We start from the raw sequence: 20,509 nt of genomic DNA on the forward strand, positions 1-20,509 counted from the left end.
GAAATCAACATGTCTGAAAACCAAAAAACTGCAGTAGATAAAGCACAGGAATATTACAATAGCGATGACGCCGACAATTTTTACTTTACCATCTGGGGCGGCGAGGATATCCATATCGGTCTTTATAATTCAGAAGATGAACCAATATTTGACGCCAGTCGACGTACGATTGAAAGGATGGCATCAAAAATAAGCAATCTGGATAAGGATAGTAAGATTCTGGATGTCGGAGCTGGTTATGGTGGAGCTGCCAGGTATCTGGCCACAAAATATGGGTGTCAGGTAGTTGCTCTTAATTTGAGTGAAGTGGAAAATGAACGCGACCGAAAAATGAATGAGGGTCAGGGTCTTGACCATCTTATAACAGTTGTGGATGGTAGCTTTGAAGAAATTCCCTACCCGGATTTCTCTTTCGATGTCGTGTGGTCCCAGGATGCAATCCTTCATAGTGGTAATCGTGAACAGGTTATCAAAGAAGTTGCACGTGTCTTAAAAAGTGGCGGGGACTTCGTTTTTACCGATCCGATGCAGACTGATGATTGTCCGGAAGGAGTTTTGCAACCAATTCTTGACCGTATACATTTGGAGTCCCTCGGATCACCTGGATTTTACAGGGAATCTGCCAAAAAATATGGTCTAAAAGAAATGGAATTTGAGGAACATGCTTCCCAGCTGCCGACCCATTATGGAAGAGTGTTGAAAGAAACTGAGGATCAGGAAGATGAGCTCTCCAAAGTAGTCAGTCAGAACTACATCAATAATATGAAACAGGGTCTCGGTCACTGGGTAAATGGTGGCAATAACGGATATCTGACCTGGGGTATATTCCATTTACGTAAAAAATAATTGGAATAATTACCTTTTTTTATTTTCATATGGATGGTCTATAATTCAAACTAGAATCATAATTTAGGAGTATATATAATGGACAAAGCTTTAATTTGTGGATCTTTTGCTTTTGATAATATCATGGTTTTTAATGACCAGTTCAAGAATCATATTTTGCCGGATAAAGTGCATATATTAAATGTGTCATTCCTTGTACCTGAACTGCGTCGTGAGTTTGGAGGATGTGCGGGAAACATAGCCTATAATCTCAAGTTACTTGGTGGTAATCCTCTCCCAATGGGGACGGTTGGTACAGATTTTGAGCATTATGCAAAATGGATGGATGAGAAGGGTATCAATCGGGAACATGTGAATGTGGTAGATGACACATTTACAGCGCAGGCTTTTATTACAACAGATATGGATGACAACCAGATAACTGCCTTCCATCCCGGGGCAATGAATTATTCCCATAACTATTCGGTACTTGATGTAAGTGATCCTGCAGTGGGCATTGTAGCACCGGATGGCAGGGAGGGTATGATTCAACACGCCCGGGAATTTGTGAGTGCTGGTATACCTTTCATCTTTGATCCCGGTCAGGGTCTACCTATGTTTGATGGTGATGAATTGATGAAATTCATAGAGCAGGCTACCTGGTTGACAGTTAACGACTATGAGTGGCAATTGATTCAAGAGAGGACTGGCAAGAGTCAGGAGGAAATCTCTGCAAAGCTCAAAGCTCTTATAGTTACAAAAGGTCCGGAAGGTTCATTGATCTATAAAGACGGTGAAGTAATCCATATTCCTGCTGCCAAACCAGCTGTTTTGCAGGATCCCACGGGTTGTGGGGATGCATATCGTGCCGGTTTGCTCTATGGTCTAACAAATGACCTGGATTGGGATACCACTGGGCGGATTGCTTCTCTTATGGGTGCTATAAAAATTGAACACCAGGGTACCCAGAACCATCACTTTAAGCTAGCGGATTTCAAGAGGCGTTTCAAGGAAGCCTTCGGTACGGTCTTTTAAAAAAATAGGACAAATCTCAGGGGAAGAAGTTCTGGTGTATTACACCATAATTTCTTCTTATTTTCCCAAGTTTGACAGTATCCACTCCTTTCTGAAGAAATCGTCTCCTCTTCCAACCTAAAAATTTCACTTTTTTGTCAGGAAAACCCATTTGACAGTCTTAACTATTTCACGTTAATTTCTACGATTTCATCCCTTTTTGCCTTAAAATCAGTGTATTTATGGCATCAAAATTAGCGTAAATGTACCTTTTTGCCTTATTTTTCATGTAATCCACGGTAACTGTCAAATTCAATAAGCTATTTTTAATGAATTTTGTAGACTTAGATTTGAGTTCATCGTACTCATATCGCATCAGCGATATGAACAATTGTGCAATGAATCCAATAATCACAGCTCCATAAACGCTAGCATCCGTCCACACTCGCAATGGTTTGATCTCAATCTCATTCTTCAACGAATTAATGATTTTCTCAATAGAATCCTTCTTCCTATATGTAGAAAGAGCCTCTTTTAGTGTCAAATTCCTGCTTGATTTCAGACAGAAAAATCCTTCCCTGCCTGTAATCACCTTCTCTTCCAGTAGTTTGATACACTCTTTTTCATCCATATCCACCAGTTTTGTCTGCAAAGAATAAGTCACATCAACAAGTGCATTGTTGATTCTGAATTTCTTGGGCAGTTTCTTATTCTTATCAATGGATTTCTGTATATCCTTTGCCTGTTGTATCTGCCTCATAACCTTTCTAGCTCTGGAATCAAGTTGTTCCTTCTGCAATTTCTTTGAAAAATAGAAGTAGTTGACACTACTTGGTTTCACGATTTTTAGCCCGTATATTCCATTCTTTGCATTAATCAGTTCAGGAGCCGATTCCCAGAACGTAGCTATTTTCTTATCATCACTTTTGTTCAGTTTCCTTGCAGTCAGATAATGCATCTCATCTTCTCTTATCAAGGACTTCCTCCCGATTGATCCATTCGTGAGCTTTACTTATGCTGAAATTATCCGTCAGTTTGTAACTTACAAGGGCTTTGAGCAGGTTGTTGATGTCAATCCCATTCTTTTTGTGTTTACCAAAAACTGAAGGAAGATCAAGGATTTCGTAAAGTTGGTTTACAGCCAGGACGGTTCCAATAGGAAAGCATATATTCTTGTTAGGAATAATCTCATATGTTCTTAGTTTTGTTTGCATTTTTCATCGAATACAGCAAAGCTAAGAACACTATTATTACTTTTGACTGTCAAAGTCGGGTTCTTCCTTTAATTTCATTAATTTTTCCATACTGTTCTTAGAAGACATGAAATTATAGAAAGATTATTTCAATTTCATATGGCACTTCTGCGTCCCTTTTTTAATAGGTTCATCAGCCCATTTAAGCCTCACAAATGTTATTCTGGCTCAAGATTCCCTAAGGATGCACAAGAACGCCTATCGTCTTCAGTAACGCAAGGGCTCACGCTGGTCGGTCTTGACCCTTTCGCCCGGCCGTTGCGGGGCTAAAGAGGGTGCCACAACCATGCAGGCCACCCCGCTAGCAGTCAATTGGCGGTATAAGCTATAGCCACAGGGATCCCGCTTCATAACAGTTCTTCGGACTTTCCCAGCTTCCGCATTAACCTGGCCACGGCATTTGGATTATTCGGAATGGTTCCCAACGACTCCGCTTAACTCAGCCACTTTGTGCTGCAGCTGCTGCAGTTGAATCTTTGTGTACATCCAGCCTTAAAGATTTGCAGTACTGCATAGTGTCGGCTCCTTTCGTTTGGCGTGTTAACTGGTCTTTACAGTTACTAACATACGCCTTCGAAGGGGCCGACCCGGGTTGAAACCGATGAGGGTGGCGTATTACCTGGTTATTGGGAAGAGCCCGGAACTGGAAGCTTGGGATGTGTTGCTCGAGTGGGCCGCCAGAGCCAAAGGGTTGCTTACCGCGGGGAAATACAGGGGCTCCGGGTTCGACTGTGCCGAACCCGGAGCGGGAGGACTAGGGGTATGAGGTATGGATCACAGTTAATGATTCAGTTGAGGGCGATGAAACCGTAAGGATAAAGGAAGTGCCGGGAGGGCTCTATGCTGTGACCAGCACTACCCTGGGTGAGATAGGTGAAGCCTGGCGCAGGCTGGGAGCCTGGCTAGAAACGAGCGAATATGAGATGGGCGAGCATCAGTGTCTGAAAGAGCCGCTGCTCACTAAAGATGGACGTATTGATGAAGAACCGGATCGGACAATACATATTTACTTCCCCGTTAGCAGGAGAGGGAGCTAGTTCGATTGTTCCTCCTCTACACCGCTACCTGAGATTCCAGCCATACTCTAACAGGAGCTTTTCCAAGAATGAAAAACCAAAAAGCGAAAAACCAAAAAGCGAAAAACCAAAAAGCAGGAGGCAGTTCCAGATGAGACTCTGGAACTGCCTGCAAATCCTCACTTTTTGCCTTGCTCTGTCTTACTTCCTTCTTCTCAGTACGAGGTAGGCTACGGCTAACAGGCCTGTAATGGCAAGCAACGCTCCGAAGCCGGGCGTTGGTGTCGACGGCGCAGGCTTAGATGTTTCTTGTGCAAAGCGAAGAACCTGGTACTGACCGTCGCCATAAGTTGTGTGTCCCGGTGGAATTTCACCTCTTCCACAGTTGTCAAATACAGCCACAGAATAGTCATACTCTGTTGCTTTAGTAAGATCAAACTGCACATCATCTGCATTTCCAGTTACCAATGGCCGCCGGAATTCATTGACCCAGACGCCATCCTTCCAGACGGCTGTGTTCAAAACATCACCACGGCTTCCCTCGGGTTTCCTCAAGATACGCTCGGGAACCACGGTGCCCAAGTCAGCATATTTATTCCATGCATCTGCCACAGTCGCTGCATCGTATGCAGAATCGGTTGGATCTGCCACTATCGTTTCGCCATTGTCTATTTCAGTCTGGGTTAGAGCCATCGCGTCTGCCCAGGAAGTTGGATTTGTTTCGATGAATTTGGGTGCGCTCTTGGCTTTGTTCCGGTTGTGACCGTAAGCGCTCTTGCCCGCGTCACCACGCCTTCCGGAATCCTCGGTGTTGTAGCCGTCAGCCGTGTCCATGTACCACACGAGCCGCTTGTCGTCCGCTACGCCTGAGAATTTGACCGTGCCAGCGGTGGCCTCAAATGCGTCATTCTCTGTGCTTATTGTCAGATCGCCATTGTCCGTAGCGCTATACGCTCCGAGAGCCCTTGCAGCCTTGTTGTGCCAGATATCCATGGTAGCACCTGACTCGTCCGTGAATTTGGCAGAGCCCGGTACATTGCCGTGACACGTAATTGCGCAACCATGGCGTGCTTTGAAATTTGGAGTGTCGATATTCCAGAAGAATGCAAGGCGATCTTCCGACTGCTTGTCATTCTCAGTGGTTGCCTCAGGATGCTGCCACTTGCCGTTATCCTGAATCCAGGAGCCGCTTCTGGTGAGGCTGGCAGTGGGATCTTCCCACTCGGCACGGATGTAGAGGTATTTATCGCTGTACAGAGCCTTCAGTTTGATCTTGTCCGTTGCCGTGTAGACTGTCGGGACCACAGATATGACGTGTTCTTCTGCCTTATCCCAGGCGGGATTGTCGGTACCGTTGACGAGATCGTTGATGTCAAAGTCTGTAGTATTGACAGCCTTCAGGTATGGATCGTAGCCCAGGGTACGATCATTTGTGTACGTGGAATCGATCCACTTCGTGATGGTAGCAATCTCGGCATCATTGAGGTACTTGGCCATGAAGCCACCCGGTTGAATCCACGAACGCAGTGTACCCTTTTCCGCTGCTGCGATGATGTCCGCATCGGTTTGCAGGGATGGGAAGCCCTTGCCCGTTGATAGTGGTCCGGTGGTGAAACCCCTGCCTCTGTTCTCTCTGTGGCAGCTAATGCAATCCTGCTCGGCATTAGCAGTCAATTTGGTCTGATCGGTATCATCACGCATGAAGAAGTGTGTTTTTTCAACAGATGTGTGACAATCCGTACAGTCCGTAGTAGTTGCAGTGTGCTTGTATGCGTCAGTGTTCCCGTAAGGAACATGACACTGACTACACTGGTCAGAATTCTGAGCACCGGGTGTAGTGTCCGTATGCCAGGACGGGCGATCCACGTGGCAATCAGCACAGTTGTCTGCAATTATGTTAGATACTTCTGCAGGAACAGAAGGCGCAGCGCTCGCTGACCCTGCTGCGGTGAACAAGACCAGTATCGCCAGCGCCAATAACGCCAGGAATATTCCGTTTACAGTTTTCGTTCTAGTTCGTTCCATTAACACCATCCTCCTTCGTTCTAGTTCGTTCCACTATCACCATTCTCCCTTTCCTTCGTAGCCCCATACGGTATCCCTTTCCTTCCAAATGGTTTATGGGGTCATGTTCCAGTTTTTCGATTTTTTCAACATTCTGGATAGATTGGTATTGTCAAGGAACCTTAAGAATTTGGCAGCCTGCCTGGAATACTTTATATCAAACATTATAATCCTAATTCTTTTTTTAGTTCCTCGTGGGAGATAAGTGTACCAACCCTCTTCTCAGACCTGCATTGATTCAAAGACAGATTGTCATCTTCCGTCATAATTGAATCTATATCCATCATATGACTTTTGATGAAATCAAGATCTTCCCTTGTTGCTTTTAATTCATGCACAATCTCTACAGAGTCGATCACTTCTGACATAATTGAAAATTGGTTTGTGATTACTTAAATATATCTCATTTTAGGTAATGCTCAACTTTGACAGTTTTATTTTTAATCAACTGAATGTCTCTCTTTTTAGGTTCTATTCTAATCTCTATGTTTATCTTTTTTATTCTAGTCGTTCGCTAGCATCTTTTTTGCATCCATTTTAAAGGAAAACCGATGAAATCGGAGTTTTTCACATGAAATTGTTTGAACTGTCAAATAGCTTTTCCTGACAAAAAAATGAAAATTTTGGGTTGAAAGAGAAGACATTCTCTTCAAGAAAGAGTAGAAACTATCAAACTGGGGTTATTTTGTTTATTCGGAGATATTTGCATTTGTATTTGTGGAGTTGCTTATCTTACAATTTCATATGCAAATAAATTGAGAATTTTGGGGTTCTTTGCATTTTTGTTTAATTTGCAAGTGCGGGTTGTAATATTGCAACCTGTCGTGACTTTTATGATCGTATTAATAAGGTTTAAGTATTTTACAGACAAAACATATTCATTCGTCAGTTTTGTTTTTCCCAAATTTTGTCGGTGTTTCCTTTGTGTGGGATTGTGGGGAATTAGAAATTGTAAATAGTTTTTCTATAGAGTCATTATCAAATGAGGTATTGTATGATCGATGAGGAACTTATTGGATATGGTGAACAAAAGATCGAGTGGGCCAGGAATCATATGCCTGTTCTTTCTATAATCAGGAAGGAATTCGAAGAAGAAAAGCCTCTGAAAGGTCACAGGATAGCAATGGCACTTCATGTAGAGGCAAAGACCGCCGTATTGGTAGAAACCCTTGCTACAGGAGGCGCTGAGGTTGCTATTACCGGCTGTAATCCTCTGAGTACCCAGAATGATGTGGCTATGGCTCTGGATATGAAGGATAATATCGATTGTTTTGCAAAATATGATTGTTCCAGCAAGGAATATTACGGCTCTATTGACAGAGTACTTGATATTGATCCGGATATAACCATCGATGACGGTGCGGACCTGATTTTTAAGCTTCATACGGAAAGGACCGAACTTCTTGATTCAATACAGGGTGGATGTGAGGAAACTACCACAGGGATCCATCGTCTCAAGGCAATGGAAGTGGAAGGGGCCCTGAGGATGCCGGTAATTGCCGTAAATGATGCTATGACCAAATTCCTTTTTGATAACCGTTATGGTACGGGGCAATCTTCCTGGGATGCGATCATGAGGACTACCAACTTGCTAGTGGCGGGTAAGACTGTTGTCATTGGCGGCTATGGTTGGTGTGGTCGTGGTGCTGCCATGCGGGCTTCAGGTCTGGGTGCAAACCTCATTGTGACGGAAGTGGATCCAATACGAGCTCTTGAAGCAAAAATGGATGGCTTCAGGGTCATGCCTATGCAAAAGGCCGCCCTTTATGGTGATATCTTTGTGATGACTACTGGAAATACTGATGTATTGAACAGGGATCATTTTGAGGTGATGAAAGATGGTGCAATACTTGCCAATTCCGGACACTTTAATGTGGAAATAAACCTGGAAGACCTTGTTGCATTGTCTTCTTCAGTCAGGGATGTCAGGAAAAACATCAAAGAATATACGGTAGACGGTAAACATATTAATGTTCTTGCCGATGGGAGGTTGGTAAACCTTGCTGCAGGTGATGGTCATCCGGCTGAAGTGATGGATATGAGTTTTGCAAACCAGGCTCAATGTGCACGTTATATTGCCGAGAATAAGCTCGAGGCAGGGGTGCATGCGGTACCTAAGGCTCTGGATGTGCGTGTGGCCAGGCTCAAACTGAAATCTCTTGGTGTCGAAATTGATTCGTATTCTGCCAAACAGGCAGAATACATGGGTGGCTGGGAATGTGGCACATAATCCGGTAACTTTGTAAGTTCGGAAAATGATGCTATATATATCTTGTTTGTAGTAGTGTTCTACTGCTTCCTTATTTTCCGAAATCATGGTTCATTTTTATGCGTTGGAGGCATTTGATTTTTGGTAAAGCCGGCCTCTACAACAAACCTTATATACAATGCCACTCATGTATTGGCGCTGCCTAAGGGTGGCATGAAAGGTGTATGCGGCAAACATTGTGGGCTCGTAGCTTAGTCAGGCAGAGCGTCTGGCTTTTAACCAGACGGTCTAGGGTTCAAATCCCTACGAGCCCGCCACAAAATTATGGGAAACATTTACCTGCAGATTTTTTAGGAGGATATTATTTGAGTAAGTTCAGCCTGCTTGATCATGAATTCATTCCCCATCATGAGATTATTGATGAGGATGAAATAAAATCTGTTCTTAAAGAGTATAATATTGGTAGGGAACAGCTACCTAAAATCAAGATAGAAGATCCTGTTATTAAAGAAATTGGTGCTGAAGTGGGAGACATAGTAAAAATTACCCGCAAAAGCCAGACTGCAGGAGAGGCCCCCTATTATCGGTATGTAATTGAATGACATGCATAACTCATATTCGCCGGGTTCTGTCCCGTTCATTGATTTTGTTCTTACGCTTACATTCGCATGCTCTATGTTGTTTGCCTGAATATTCTATATTAACTTAAAAGAAGGTGCTAGCATCGCTTTGGATACCAGTTTTCTGTCGGAAGCCTATTTTACAAGGGATAAAATCGTACAACACCATATCGATTCATATAACAAGTTCTTAAAAAGCGGTCTTCAGAAAGTTATCGATGAACAACATGTCATCGAGACTGACATTGAGGATATATACGTCAAGTTAGGCCGCATCAGGGTTGAAAAACCGGTTGTCAAGGAGGCGGATGGTGCAATTGAAAACCTCTACCCCAATGAGGCCAGACTCCGAAACCTTTCTTATTCTGCTCCTCTTTTCCTCGAAATGTCCGTGGTCAAAGGTGGAGAAGAATCCGAACCAAGGGAAGCCAAAATTGGACAACTACCGGTTATGATCAAATCCGAGATATGTAATCTTGTTGGAATCGATGATGAGGAAATGATCGAACACGGTGAGGATCCGCTTGATCCAGGGGGCTACTTTATCGTTAATGGTACCGAAAGGGTAGTTATGACCCTGGAGGATCTTGCACCCAACAAGATACTGGCCGAAATCGGAGAGCGTTACGGGGATCGCATAGAAGTTGCAAAGGTTTTCTCCCAGCGCAGAGGCTACAGGGCACTTGTGGTGGTTGAAAGAGGCAGGAAAGCCCTGCTGGAAGTTTCTTTCCCCTCCATCTCCGGAAGGATTAATTTCATCACTCTTCTCAGGGCTCTTGGTATTGAAACAGATGAAGATGTCGTCAAGACGGTTTCAACAGACCCGGAAATAATGAAGTTCATGTTCGAAAATCTCGAAGAGTCGGAAGTAGATACAGTAGAAGAAGCGGTTGAGAAGATCGGTATGAGGGTGGCCTCCGGTCAGGCAAGCGAGTATCAGGTCAAGAGGGCAAATTATGTTATTGACAGGTATCTGCTTCCTCATCTTGGTAATGAACCGGAGGACAGGGTGGCAAAAGCCCATTTCCTGGGTCGCATGGCCGAATCATGTTTTGAACTGGCTCTTGACCGCCGTAGTGCGGATGATAAGGATCACTATTCCAACAAACGCCTGAAACTAACAGGTGACTTGCTGGAAGATCTCTTCAGGGTGGCTTTCAACCGTCTGACACGTGATGTCAAATACCAGCTTGAAAGAGCAAACATGAGGAACAGGGAATTGAATGTTTCCACGTTGGTCAGGGCAGATGTCCTTACAGACCGCCTCCAGCATCCCCTTGCAACAGGGAATTGGGTTGGAGGAAGGAGTGGTGTATCCCAGTTGCTTGATCGTACTGATTATATTTCTACACTTTCCCACCTGAGACGAGTAATATCTCCCCTCTCCAGAGCACAACCTCACTTTGAAGCCCGTGACCTGCACTCTACTCAGTGGGGCAGATTGTGTCCTTCAGAAACACCAGAAGGTCCCAACTGTGGTTTGGTGAAAAATTTTGCCCAGATGGTGGAACTATCCACAGGGGCGGATGATTTCGATAAAGTGAAAAATGTGCTTTATGGTCTTGGTGTGGCACCGGCGCAGCTTCATGTGCCTGAAAAGATCCTTAATTATTCCAATGAGCTAGGAACTGATGTAGAGGAACATGAAATGCCAGTAGATGATTTGATTAAAACCCCTGGTTATCAGGATATTACTGATGATAGTGGTAAGGAATCTCTCGGTAAAGGGGGGGTGATTCTTGGTGACTGATGCCAAAGTATTCCTGAATGGTGAATTAATAGGCACACATCCTGATCCTGTCAATCTTGTGGAAGATATTCGCAAGCAAAGAAGGGCCGGTATGCTTTCCAGACAGGTAAATGTAACCCTTCATGAAGATATTCATGAAGTGATCATCAATTCCGATATAGGTAGGGCAAGAAGGGCACTTGTAGTAGTGAAAAGCGGCTTGCCTCTTGTTACTGAAGATCATATTGATAAGCTCAAAAGCGGAGATTTGACGAGTGCAGATCTCATCAGACAGGGTCTGATTGAATATCTGGATGCCGAAGAAGAAGAAAATGCATATGTGGCTCTCTATGAGAGTGACATTACTCCCAAACACACACACCTTGAAATTGATCCCTCTCTGATTCTAGGAATCTGTGCAGGTATGGTCCCGTACCCGGAACATAATGCATCACCCAGGATTACCATGGGTTCGGCTATGATCAAACAATGTATTGGTGTGTCCACTTCCAACCTGAAACTCAGGCCTGATACTCGTGCCCATGTGTTACATTATCCCCAGAAAGCACTCACACGCACGCAGACATGCGAATCAATTCACTTTGATGAAAGGCCTGCGGGTCAGAACTTCGTTGTGGCTGTAATGTCCTATGAAGGTTATAATATTGAAGATGCACTGGTTTTCAACAAAGGATCCATTGAAAGAGGCTTGGGTAGAAGCCACTTCCTCAGGACTTTTGAGGGCGAAGAACGTCGTTATCCCGGTGGACAGGAAGATAAATTTGAGATTCCCGATTCTGAATACAGGGGTGCACGTAGTGCGGAAGCCTATGCGAACCTGGATGTTGACGGGCTTGTCAATCCGGAGACCAAAGTTGGGCCTAATTCAGTATTGATTGGTAAGACCAGTCCTCCGCGTTTCCTTGAAGAACAAACGGATTTCGGTATCACCGTAGAACAGAGGAGGGAAAGTGCAATCACCATGCGTTCCAATGAAAGGGGTGTGGTTGATACTGTCCTGCTTACAGAATCCATTAACGGTACCAGGCTCACCAAGGTAAAGGTCAGGGATCAGAGGATTCCTGAGATCGGTGACAAGTTTGCTTCAAGGCACGGTCAGAAAGGAGTAATCGGACTTATAGTTCCATATCACGATATGCCCTTCACAGAATCCGGAATGGTTCCGGATCTGGTGATCAATCCTCATGCAATCCCTTCACGTATGACAGTTGCACATGTTCTGGAAATGATCGGTGGTAAAGTAGGATCTGTAGAAGGAAGACGTATCAATGCAACTGCCTTTTCCGGGGAAAAGGAAGATGACCTGCGTTCAGGTTTACAGAAACATGGTTTTTCGCACACCGGTAAAGAAGTCTTTTACGATGGTGTGACCGGTAAAAAGGTCCAGGCCGATATCTTTGTTGGTGTTATCCTTTATCAGAAGCTGCACCACATGGTAGCATCCAAGATACATGCAAGGTCCCGTGGTCCGGTTCAGGTTCTCACACGCCAGCCAACCGAAGGACGTGCCCGTGAAGGTGGTCTGCGGTTTGGTGAAATGGAAAGGGATGTGCTTATTGGCCATGGTGCGGCGATGGCCCTTAAAGAAAGGTTGCTTGATGAATCTGATAAGGTTGAAGAGCTTGTCTGTAGTAATTGTGGCATGATCGCGACCTTTGACCGCAGGCGTAATGTGAGGTACTGTTCAAACTGTGGATCAGAAACGGACATCCACCGTGTAGAAATGAGCTATGCATTCAAGCTTTTGCTGGATGAAATCAAATCCCTTGGAGTAGCTCCGAGGCTCAGACTTGATGATGCTGTGTGATGGTGATATCAATGGATAATACTATACCCTCTATTCCCCAGAGAATTGGTGCAATCAGATTCGGTCTCCTGTCTCCACGGGAAATCCGTAAAATGAGTGTTACTTCTATTATTACTGCTGACACATATGACGACGATGGTTATCCGATTGACATGGGTTTAATGGATCTTAGACTGGGTGTTATAGATCCGGGTCTGAAGTGTAAGACCTGTGGAGGTCGGGCCGGTGAATGTCCGGGCCACTTCGGTCATATTGAACTTGTGGCACCGGTACTCCATGTAGGATTTAATAAGATAATAAGAAAAATACTACGTTCGACCTGTCGTAACTGCAGCCATCTTCTTCTTGAAGACAAACAGAAGAAGGCCTATCTTAATCAGTTTGCCAAACTGGATGTAATGAGTCATCTGCCTGATGATCTGATTAATAATGTATTCAAGGAAGCACGAAAGACCAAGATTTGCCCTTATTGTGGTGAAGAGCAACTTGAAATAAAATTCGAAAAACCCTCGGATTACATAGAGAATGATTACAAGTTGACACCGACTGAAATCCGTGATCGTCTTGAACATATCCCGGATGATGACCTAAAGGTCATGGGTATGGATCCTGTTTCTGCAAGACCTGAATGGATGGTTCTTACAGTGCTCGCAGTTCCTCCTGTAACAGTTCGTCCTTCTATTACTCTGGAATCAGGTCAGCGTAGTGAAGATGATCTAACTCACAAACTTGTGGATATTATTCGTATAAACCAGCGTTTTCAGGAAAATCGTGATGCAGGTGCGCCACAACTTATTATAGAGGACCTCTGGGAACTGTTGCAGTATCACCTTACTACATTCTTTGACAACGAAGTTTCAGGTGTCCCTCCGGCAAGACACAGGTCTGGTCGTCCCCTAAAGACTCTTACACAGCGTCTTAAAGGAAAGGAAGGTCGTTTCAGGGGAAGTCTTTCCGGTAAACGTGTGAATTTCTCTGCACGTACGGTTATATCTCCGGATCCCAATCTTAGTATCAATGAGGTGGGTGTACCCTATGCAATTGCCAAACAAATGACAATTCCTGTAAGGATTATCTCCAGAAACCTTGAAATGATGCGTGCATATGTTGCAAGAGGGGGAGAAACTCATCCTGGTGCTAATTATGTATTCCGTGAAGACGGTCGTCGGCTCAAGATCACTGAAGCCAACAAGGAAGAACTTGCTGAAAAACTTGAACCTGGCTGGACAGTTGAAAGGCAGATGCAGGATGGGGATATTGTTCTCTTTAACAGGCAGCCTTCTCTTCATAAAATGAGTATAATGGCACATAAAGTCAAGGTTTTGCCAAATAAGACGTTCAAACTTAATCCATCTGTCTGTCCTCCTTACAATGCGGACTTTGACGGCGATGAAATGAATATGCACGTTCTGCAGACGGAAGAATCACGTGCAGAAGCAAGCATTTTGATGCAGGTTCAGGAAAACATCCTGTCTCCTCGTTTTGGGGGTCCTATCATAGGTGGTATTCATGACCATATTTCAGGTATGTTCCTGCTGACGCGTAATGAAAAGATGATCAGTAAGAATGATGCTCTGGAACTTTTACGTAAATCAGAAGTACGTGAGCTCCCGGAGCCTGCAGGCCATAATGATACAGGGGATCCTTTCTGGACAGGCAAACAGATTTTCAGCCAGATTCTTCCAAATGATCTCAATCTTGAATTTAAGGCCAATGTATGTTTCAAGTGTGATGTATGCAAGGGCAGGGATTGTGAGTACGATTCTTATGTGGTGGTTGAAAATGGTGAACTGGTGGCCGGAACTATCGATGAGAAAGCAATCGGTGCTTTTAAGGGCAAGATTCTCGACTCCATTGTGAAAAGATATGGTGCAACCGAAGCTGCCCGGTTTGTGGACGATGTAACCAGGCTTGCGATTCGTGGTGTGATGCGTACTGGCCTTAGTTTCGGTATCAGTGATGAGGACATTCCTCGTGAAGCAAGACTGAATATCGATGAGGAACTTGAACGTGCTGAAAACGAAGTTGCAGAACTTATTCAAGCTTATGAAGCAAAAGAACTTGAACCCCTTCCGGGTCGGACTCTCGCTGAAACCATCGAGCTTAAGATCATGCAATCTCTGGGTAAGGCGAGGGATCATACCGGTACCATTGCAGGAAACCATCTGGGTCTGGAAAATTCTGCTGTGATTATGGCAAAATCCGGTGCACGTGGTTCCATGCTGAACCTGACACAGATGGCAGCCTGTGTGGGTCAGCAGGCTGTGCGTGGTGAGCGTATCAGGAGAGGCTATGAAGGCCGTACACTGCCACACTTTGATAGAGGTGACCTTGGTGCTGATGCACATGGTTTCGTAAAGTCCAGCTATAAGAGTGGCTTAAACCCTACGGAATACTTCTTCCATGCAGTGGGAGGTAGGGAAGGTCTCGTTGATACTGCGGTGCGTACATCCCAGTCCGGTTATCTTCAGCGTCGTCTTGTAAACGCTCTTCAGGACCTCGAAGTACAATATGATCGTTCAGTACGTGAAACACGTGGTGTTATCGTACAGTTCAAGTACGGAGAGGATGGTATAGATTCCACCAAGAGCGATTACAACAGTAAGGATACGGTACATAACATAGTAAGTTCTGTTACTGGTAAGGAGGTGAAATAAATGGTACTTCAGGAAGCAACAATTGAAGGTATGGTCAAAGACTTACCTCTTCCCAGTGATGTAAAGCAGACTCTTATTAGTGATTCGGTGAAAGCGAGTGTAAATAAGAAACAGATGGGGGAGATTATTGAAAAACTCCTGGAAACTTATGATAAATCCTGTGTGGAACCCTGTGAAGCTGTAGGTGTTATTTCTGCACAATCGATTGGTGAGCCGGGTACACAGATGACAATGCGTACTTTCCACTATGCTGGCGTGGCTGAGATCAATGTTACACTGGGTTTGCCCAGGTTGATTGAGATTGTTGATGCACGTAAACGTCCCAGTACACCAATGATGACCGTCCATCTTGACAAAGAGTATCTCGAAGACAGGGCTTTTGCAAACAAGATTGCCTGGATGATTGAAGCTACACATGTTGAGCACCTTGCCGATGTCACTACTGATCTTCCTAATATGCAGCTTGTTATTGATTTGAATGAAAAGGCAATGAATAAAAGGGAAGTAGGTATTGAATCGGTAATGGAGAAACTTGAGCATGGTCTTGGTGTTTCCGTTGTCCAGGCCAGTGAAGTTTCCAACCAGCTTCTTATTAAACTGAAAGAACCCTCCTATCGTGAGCTATTACAGCTTGCAAAGAAGATCAATACCATTACTTTGAAGGGTATTGATGGCATCAAGAGAGTAGTTGTCAGAAAAGAGGATGGTGAATACAGGCTCTATACAGAAGGTTCCGAACTCAAGAAAGTTCTTGAGATTGATGGTATAGATCCCGCAAGGACAAGCACCAATAACATCGGGGAAATCTATGAGGTCTTTGGAATCGAAGCTGCAAGAAATGCAATAATCAAAGAGGCTACAGATACCCTGCGTGAACAGGGTCTTGAAGTTGATGTGAGGCATATTATGCTGGTGGCGGACATAATGTCCTGTGACGGCGAAGTAAAACAGATAGGGCGTCATGGAATATCCGGTGAAAAAGCCAGTGTGTTTGCACGTGCAGCTTTCGAAGTAACTGTAAATCATTTGCTTGATGCAGGTTTGCGTGGAGAGGTCGATGAATTGAATGGTGTTACTGAGAATATTATTGTCGGCCAGCCAATCAAACTCGGAACAGGAGATGTTCATCTCGTTTCCAGAAATCCTCTACAGGGATGAAACTGTAACCAGAAACTAGATATAAGGAATCAGGTATTAAAGTACCAATCTTAAATTCAAAAGGGTTGATCTATATGGATATTAATGTTGATAAGGCATTGCTGAAAGTCATTAGGACAGGAGATGTTGTGGTCGGGGCAAACAGGACCATTGATGTAGCTACAAACGGAGATGCAAAAATGGTAGTAGTTTCTGCAAACTGCCCGGCATACATCAGGGAAAAGATCGAGGTAACAGATTTACCAGTACTTAAATACGCAGGTTCAAGTATGGATCTTGGCACTGTTTGTGGTAAACCGTACACAATCACCGCCATGGCAATCGTTGATGCTGGTGAATCTGATATTATAGGATTAGTTTAAAATAGAGGGTGTTTTATTTTTGAGTGATATCAAACTTTCAACAGATGCTATCAGATATATAGCCCTGTTTGAAAGTATGACCGGGGCGCCCATTAAGGATTGTCTTATAGACGATGATCGAATTATCTGCGTGGTCAACAATGGCGATATGGGTGCTGCAATCGGGAAGCATGGAGATAATATTAACCGCTTCAAAAAAGCAGTCGACAAGCACGTGGATTTAATAGAGTATTCCGATGATCCGGTAACCTTCATCAAGAACGCATTTGGCACGATTCCTACAGAATCTGTAGAAATCAGTGATAAAAACGATAAAAAGGTTGCCTATGTAGAGGTTTCCAGTATGAATAAAGGTCTGGCCATCGGGAAAAGCGGTCGAAATATTGATAAGATAAAAAGGATTGTAAACCGTCATCATGATATCGAAGATTTAATATTACAATAATCCGGGTTTCAAATATTTAACTCATCTATTGGAGGATACTAAATGACAAATGGAAAATATGCAGCTCATAAACTTAAAGCGACACGTAAAAATGCAAGGTGGAAAGATACTCGCTACAGCAGGCGAACCCTTGGACTGAATGTAAAGTCTGATCCTTTATCAGGAGCTCCCCAAGGGCGCGGTATTGTGCTGGAAAAGGTAGGTATTGAAGCCAAACAGCCCAACTCTGCTATCAGGAAATGTGTAAGGATTCAACTGATCAAGAACGGTAGGCAGGCAACTGCTTTCTGTCCCGGGGATGGTGCCATCAATTTCATTGATGAACATGACGAAATAACAGTGGAAAGGATTGGTGGACGCATGGGTGGTGCAAAGGGTGATATTCCCGGTGTGCGCTTTAAGGTCACAGCTGTTAATAACGTCAGTTTGAATGAGATGGTCATCGGCAAAAAGGAGAAGCCAAGGAGATAATTCTTATGAATAAATTATTCGGAAAATGGGATATGACTGAGGTTGAAGTGGCCGATCCCGGTCTCAGAAGGTATGTGAATGTCGATCCAATTGCAATTCCCAATACAGGTGGCAGGCACGCAAAACAGCAGTTCAATAAGTCCGATCTTTCAATTGTTGAAAGACTTATTACCAGTCTGATGCGCGGAGAGGAGAATACAGGTCAGAAGCAGTGCACAATGACTGGTGTAAAAGATGCTTTTGATATTATCCATTCCAAAACGGACAAAAATCCTGTTCAGGTACTTGTTGAGGCAATTTCCCATACTGGTCCAAGGGAAGAGGTAGTACGTCTTAAATACGGTGGAATCTCTGTACCAAAAGCGGTGGATACAGCACCTCAGAGAAGAGTAGACTCTGCACTGAGGTATATTGCTATGGGTACCAAACAGACATCTTTCAAATCCAAACGTTCATTTGCCAGCTGCCTTGCGACAGAACTTATCGCAGCATCAAACGGGGATGCAAAGTGCTTCTCTGTGAACAGGAAAGATGCAAAAGAACGGGTTGCAAAGGCTGCACGTTAATCTTATATTATAGTGAATTACTGCGTAGGTTGTAGTTATGGGACGAAGGAAAAAAATGGTAGAGCGTGTAAAAGCGCTTATGAGTAATCCCGATATGGTCCGAAATATCGGTATTGTAGCACACATCGATCATGGTAAAACCACTTTATCAGATAATCTTTTGGCAGGCGCAGGGATGATTTCCCAGGATCTTGCCGGAAGACAACTTTTCATGGACTCTGATGAGGAAGAACAGGAAAGAGGTATTACCATTGATTCAGCTAACGTTTCAATGGTGCACGAATATGATAACAATGAATACCTCATTAATCTCATAGACACCCCCGGTCACGTTGACTTCGGTGGCGATGTTACACGTGCCATGCGTGCAGTGGATGGTGCTGTTGTTGTAATAGATGCTGTTGAAGGCACAATGCCACAGACTGAGACTGTTCTGAGACAGGCACTTAAGGAACACGTAAGACCCGTACTTTTCATTAACAAAGTTGATCGCCTGATTAATGAACTTCAGGAAGGCGGACAGGAAATGCAGATGCGTCTCGGGAAGCTTATTGATCTTGTTAACAAACTCATCAAAGGTATGAATGAGGAACGTTATAAGGCCGGTTGGAAAGTCGATGCTACAGGCGGTACTGTTGCATTCGGTTCAGCTCTTTATAACTGGGCAATCAGTGTTCCAATGATGCAGAAGACCGGTGTAAGTTTCAATGACGTTTATGAATACTGCCGCAATGAAGATATGAAGACACTTGCTGAAAAATGTCCTCTCCATGAAGCAGTCAACGATATGGTAATCAGGCATCTTCCAAGTCCGATCGAGGCACAGGAAGGACGTGTCGGTGCCATCTGGCATGGCGATAAGACCTCTGAAATAGGCAAGTCAATGAAAGATGCCGATGCAAATGGAGATATTGCTTTCATGGTTACCGATATTGCAATGGATCCACATGCAGGTGAAGTTGCTACAGGAAGGCTCTTCAGTGGCTCCTTAACCAGGGGTATGGAAGTTAACGTTTCAGGAACAACCGCCAAAAACAGAATCCAGCAGGTTGGTGTGTTTATGGGTCCTGAAAGGCTGGAAGTGGAAAAGATTCCCGCAGGTAACATTGCTGCTGTAACAGGTCTTAAGGATGCTATCGTAGGTTCTACTGTCACAACCCTGGAAGATATGATGCCATTTGAAAGCATCCAGCATGCAAGTGAACCTGTGGTAACAGTGGCTGTTGAAGCCAAACATATGAAGGATCTTCCAAAATTGGTAGAGGTCTTACGTCAGGTAGCTAAAGAGGACCCAACCCTTCAGATCAAACTCGACGAAGAAACCGGTGAGCACCTTCTGGCAGGAATGGGTGAATTACACCTTGAAGTCATTGGCCACAGGATTCAACGTGACAAGGGTGTAGAAATCACTACCACCCCTCCAATCGTTGTTTACCGTGAATCTGTAAAATCTCATGCAGGTCCGGTTGAAGGAAAGTCCCCTAACAGGCATAACAGGTTCTATATCGAGATTGAGCCACTTGACCCTGAAATCATCAAACTTATCAAGGACGGCGAAATCAGCATGAGGATGCCCGAGCTTGAAAGAAGGGAACTGCTAATGAATGCCGGTATGAGCAAGGAAGGGGCCAAAGGCCTTGTAGATATTTATGAAAGCAATATCTTCCTTGACATGACCAAGGGTATTCAGTATCTGAACGAAACAATGGAATTGATTCTTGAAGGTTTCACAGAGGTTATGAAAGAAGGTCCTCTTGCCAGGGAGCCATGCATGGGTGTAAAAGTCAAACTTATGGATGCCAAACTCCACGAAGATGCTGTCCACCGTGGTCCTGCACAGGTAATTCCTGCATCAAGACAGGCTATCCAGGCGGCAATGCTGCTGGCAGAAGATGTTCTCTTTGAACCGTACCAGAAAGTATTTATCCAGGTGCCACAGGAACAGATGGGCGGCGCAACCAAAGAAATTCAGGGTCGTCGTGGAATCATAGTGAATATGACATCTGAAGGTGACACTACAGTGATCGAATCCAAGGCTCCGGTATCAGAACTTTTCGGTTTTGCAGGTGATATACGTTCTGCAACCGAAGGTCGTGCCATGTGGAGTACTGAATTTGCAGGATTTGACTCTCTGCCTGCCAATATGGTTGCAGAGATAGTTAATGAGATAAGAGAAAGGAAAGGTCTCAAGGCAGGCGTCCCGCAGCCTGAAGATTTCCTTAGTATGTGAGGAGGGAACCCCCTTCTTACTTTATAATGTCGTTAGAAAGATTTAAACCTATTAACGACTAT

Annotated in this window: 16 protein-coding genes, 1 tRNA gene and 2 pseudogenes; 15 read left to right on the top strand and 4 right to left on the bottom strand. The window is 44.2% G+C overall.

Going from position 1 to position 20,509, the window contains the following annotated elements:
* Positions 1-9: 9 nt before the first annotated feature.
* Together EFE42_RS07250 and EFE42_RS07255 are read left to right on the top strand one after the other, a co-directional pair.
* The gene (locus tag EFE42_RS07250; RefSeq protein WP_123136620.1) at positions 10-846 is read left to right on the top strand and encodes a class I SAM-dependent methyltransferase; all 837 of its coding nucleotides are present in this window, start codon (positions 10-12) and stop codon (positions 844-846) included.
* A 78-nt stretch (positions 847-924) separates the two neighbouring features.
* Positions 925-1,860: a carbohydrate kinase family protein gene (locus EFE42_RS07255; RefSeq protein WP_123136621.1), complete on the top strand. Its 936-nt coding sequence runs from the start codon at positions 925-927 to the stop codon at positions 1,858-1,860.
* Between the two features lie 181 nt (positions 1,861-2,041).
* On the opposite strand, the pseudogene EFE42_RS07260 reads toward EFE42_RS07255, so the two are convergent.
* A pseudogene (locus EFE42_RS07260) lies at positions 2,042-3,053 on the bottom strand (IS1634 family transposase).
* Positions 3,054-3,305: 252 nt separating this feature from the next.
* A pseudogene (locus tag EFE42_RS11010) lies at positions 3,306-3,446 on the bottom strand (IS110 family transposase); the annotation flags it as partial.
* A 419-nt stretch (positions 3,447-3,865) separates the two neighbouring features.
* Here EFE42_RS11010 and EFE42_RS11015 point away from each other — a divergent pair.
* Positions 3,866-4,129 carry a GyrI-like domain-containing protein gene (locus EFE42_RS11015; protein WP_123136622.1) on the top strand — a complete coding sequence of 88 codons (264 nt, stop codon included), beginning with the start codon at positions 3,866-3,868 and terminating at the stop codon, positions 4,127-4,129.
* A 180-nt stretch (positions 4,130-4,309) separates the two neighbouring features.
* Here EFE42_RS11015 and EFE42_RS07270 read toward each other — a convergent pair whose 3' ends face one another.
* Together EFE42_RS07270 and EFE42_RS07275 are read right to left on the bottom strand one after the other, a co-directional pair.
* On the bottom strand, positions 4,310-6,142 hold the full coding sequence (locus EFE42_RS07270; protein ID WP_123136751.1) for an ethylbenzene dehydrogenase-related protein: 1,833 nt from the start codon (positions 6,140-6,142) through the stop codon (positions 4,310-4,312).
* A gap of 194 nt (positions 6,143-6,336) precedes the next feature.
* A complete protein-coding gene (locus tag EFE42_RS07275; protein ID WP_123136623.1) occupies positions 6,337-6,540 on the bottom strand; it encodes a hypothetical protein in 204 nt (67 codons plus the stop codon).
* 626 nt (positions 6,541-7,166) lie between these two features.
* On the opposite strand from EFE42_RS07275, the gene EFE42_RS07280 reads away from it, so the two are divergent.
* The 12 genes from EFE42_RS07280 to EFE42_RS07335 all read left to right on the top strand — a co-directional run bounded on the left by EFE42_RS07280 (position 7,167) and on the right by EFE42_RS07335 (position 20,447).
* Positions 7,167-8,402 (top strand): adenosylhomocysteinase, encoded by a 1,236-nt coding sequence (locus tag EFE42_RS07280; RefSeq protein ID WP_123136624.1) that lies wholly within the window; start codon positions 7,167-7,169, stop codon positions 8,400-8,402.
* A gap of 219 nt (positions 8,403-8,621) precedes the next feature.
* Positions 8,622-8,698 (top strand) — tRNA-Lys (locus EFE42_RS07285).
* A 48-nt stretch (positions 8,699-8,746) separates the two neighbouring features.
* Positions 8,747-8,983, top strand: a complete 237-nt coding sequence (locus EFE42_RS07290; protein WP_123136625.1) for a DNA-directed RNA polymerase subunit H — start codon at positions 8,747-8,749, stop codon at positions 8,981-8,983.
* Between the two features lie 127 nt (positions 8,984-9,110).
* The gene (locus EFE42_RS07295) at positions 9,111-10,751 is read left to right on the top strand and encodes a DNA-directed RNA polymerase subunit B'' (RefSeq protein WP_123136626.1); all 1,641 of its coding nucleotides are present in this window, start codon (positions 9,111-9,113) and stop codon (positions 10,749-10,751) included.
* The gene (rpoB, locus tag EFE42_RS07300; RefSeq protein WP_123136752.1) at positions 10,744-12,558 is read left to right on the top strand and encodes a DNA-directed RNA polymerase subunit B; all 1,815 of its coding nucleotides are present in this window, start codon (positions 10,744-10,746) and stop codon (positions 12,556-12,558) included. Before EFE42_RS07295 ends, rpoB begins: the two co-directional genes overlap by 8 nt.
* An 11-nt stretch (positions 12,559-12,569) precedes the next feature.
* Positions 12,570-15,215 carry a DNA-directed RNA polymerase subunit A' gene (locus EFE42_RS07305; protein ID WP_123136753.1) on the top strand — a complete coding sequence of 882 codons (2,646 nt, stop codon included), beginning with the start codon at positions 12,570-12,572 and terminating at the stop codon, positions 15,213-15,215.
* A gap of 30 nt (positions 15,216-15,245) precedes the next feature.
* The gene (rpoA2, locus tag EFE42_RS07310) at positions 15,246-16,373 is read left to right on the top strand and encodes a DNA-directed RNA polymerase subunit A'' (protein WP_370448681.1); all 1,128 of its coding nucleotides are present in this window, start codon (positions 15,246-15,248) and stop codon (positions 16,371-16,373) included.
* A gap of 74 nt (positions 16,374-16,447) precedes the next feature.
* Positions 16,448-16,735: a 50S ribosomal protein L30e gene (locus tag EFE42_RS07315; protein ID WP_123136628.1), complete on the top strand. Its 288-nt coding sequence runs from the start codon at positions 16,448-16,450 to the stop codon at positions 16,733-16,735.
* 19 nt (positions 16,736-16,754) lie between these two features.
* The gene (locus tag EFE42_RS07320; RefSeq protein ID WP_123136629.1) at positions 16,755-17,180 is read left to right on the top strand and encodes a NusA-like transcription termination signal-binding factor; all 426 of its coding nucleotides are present in this window, start codon (positions 16,755-16,757) and stop codon (positions 17,178-17,180) included.
* 42 nt (positions 17,181-17,222) lie between these two features.
* Positions 17,223-17,651, top strand: a complete 429-nt coding sequence (locus EFE42_RS07325) for a 30S ribosomal protein S12 (RefSeq protein ID WP_123136630.1) — start codon at positions 17,223-17,225, stop codon at positions 17,649-17,651.
* A 5-nt stretch (positions 17,652-17,656) separates the two neighbouring features.
* A complete protein-coding gene (locus tag EFE42_RS07330; protein WP_370448679.1) occupies positions 17,657-18,217 on the top strand; it encodes a 30S ribosomal protein S7 in 561 nt (186 codons plus the stop codon).
* A gap of 37 nt (positions 18,218-18,254) precedes the next feature.
* Positions 18,255-20,447 carry an elongation factor EF-2 gene (locus EFE42_RS07335; protein ID WP_123136632.1) on the top strand — a complete coding sequence of 731 codons (2,193 nt, stop codon included), beginning with the start codon at positions 18,255-18,257 and terminating at the stop codon, positions 20,445-20,447.
* Positions 20,448-20,509: the final 62 nt, after the last annotated feature.

It is taken from the genome of Methanohalophilus sp. RSK, assembly GCF_003722075.1.
Taxonomy (GTDB): domain Archaea; phylum Halobacteriota; class Methanosarcinia; order Methanosarcinales; family Methanosarcinaceae; genus Methanohalophilus.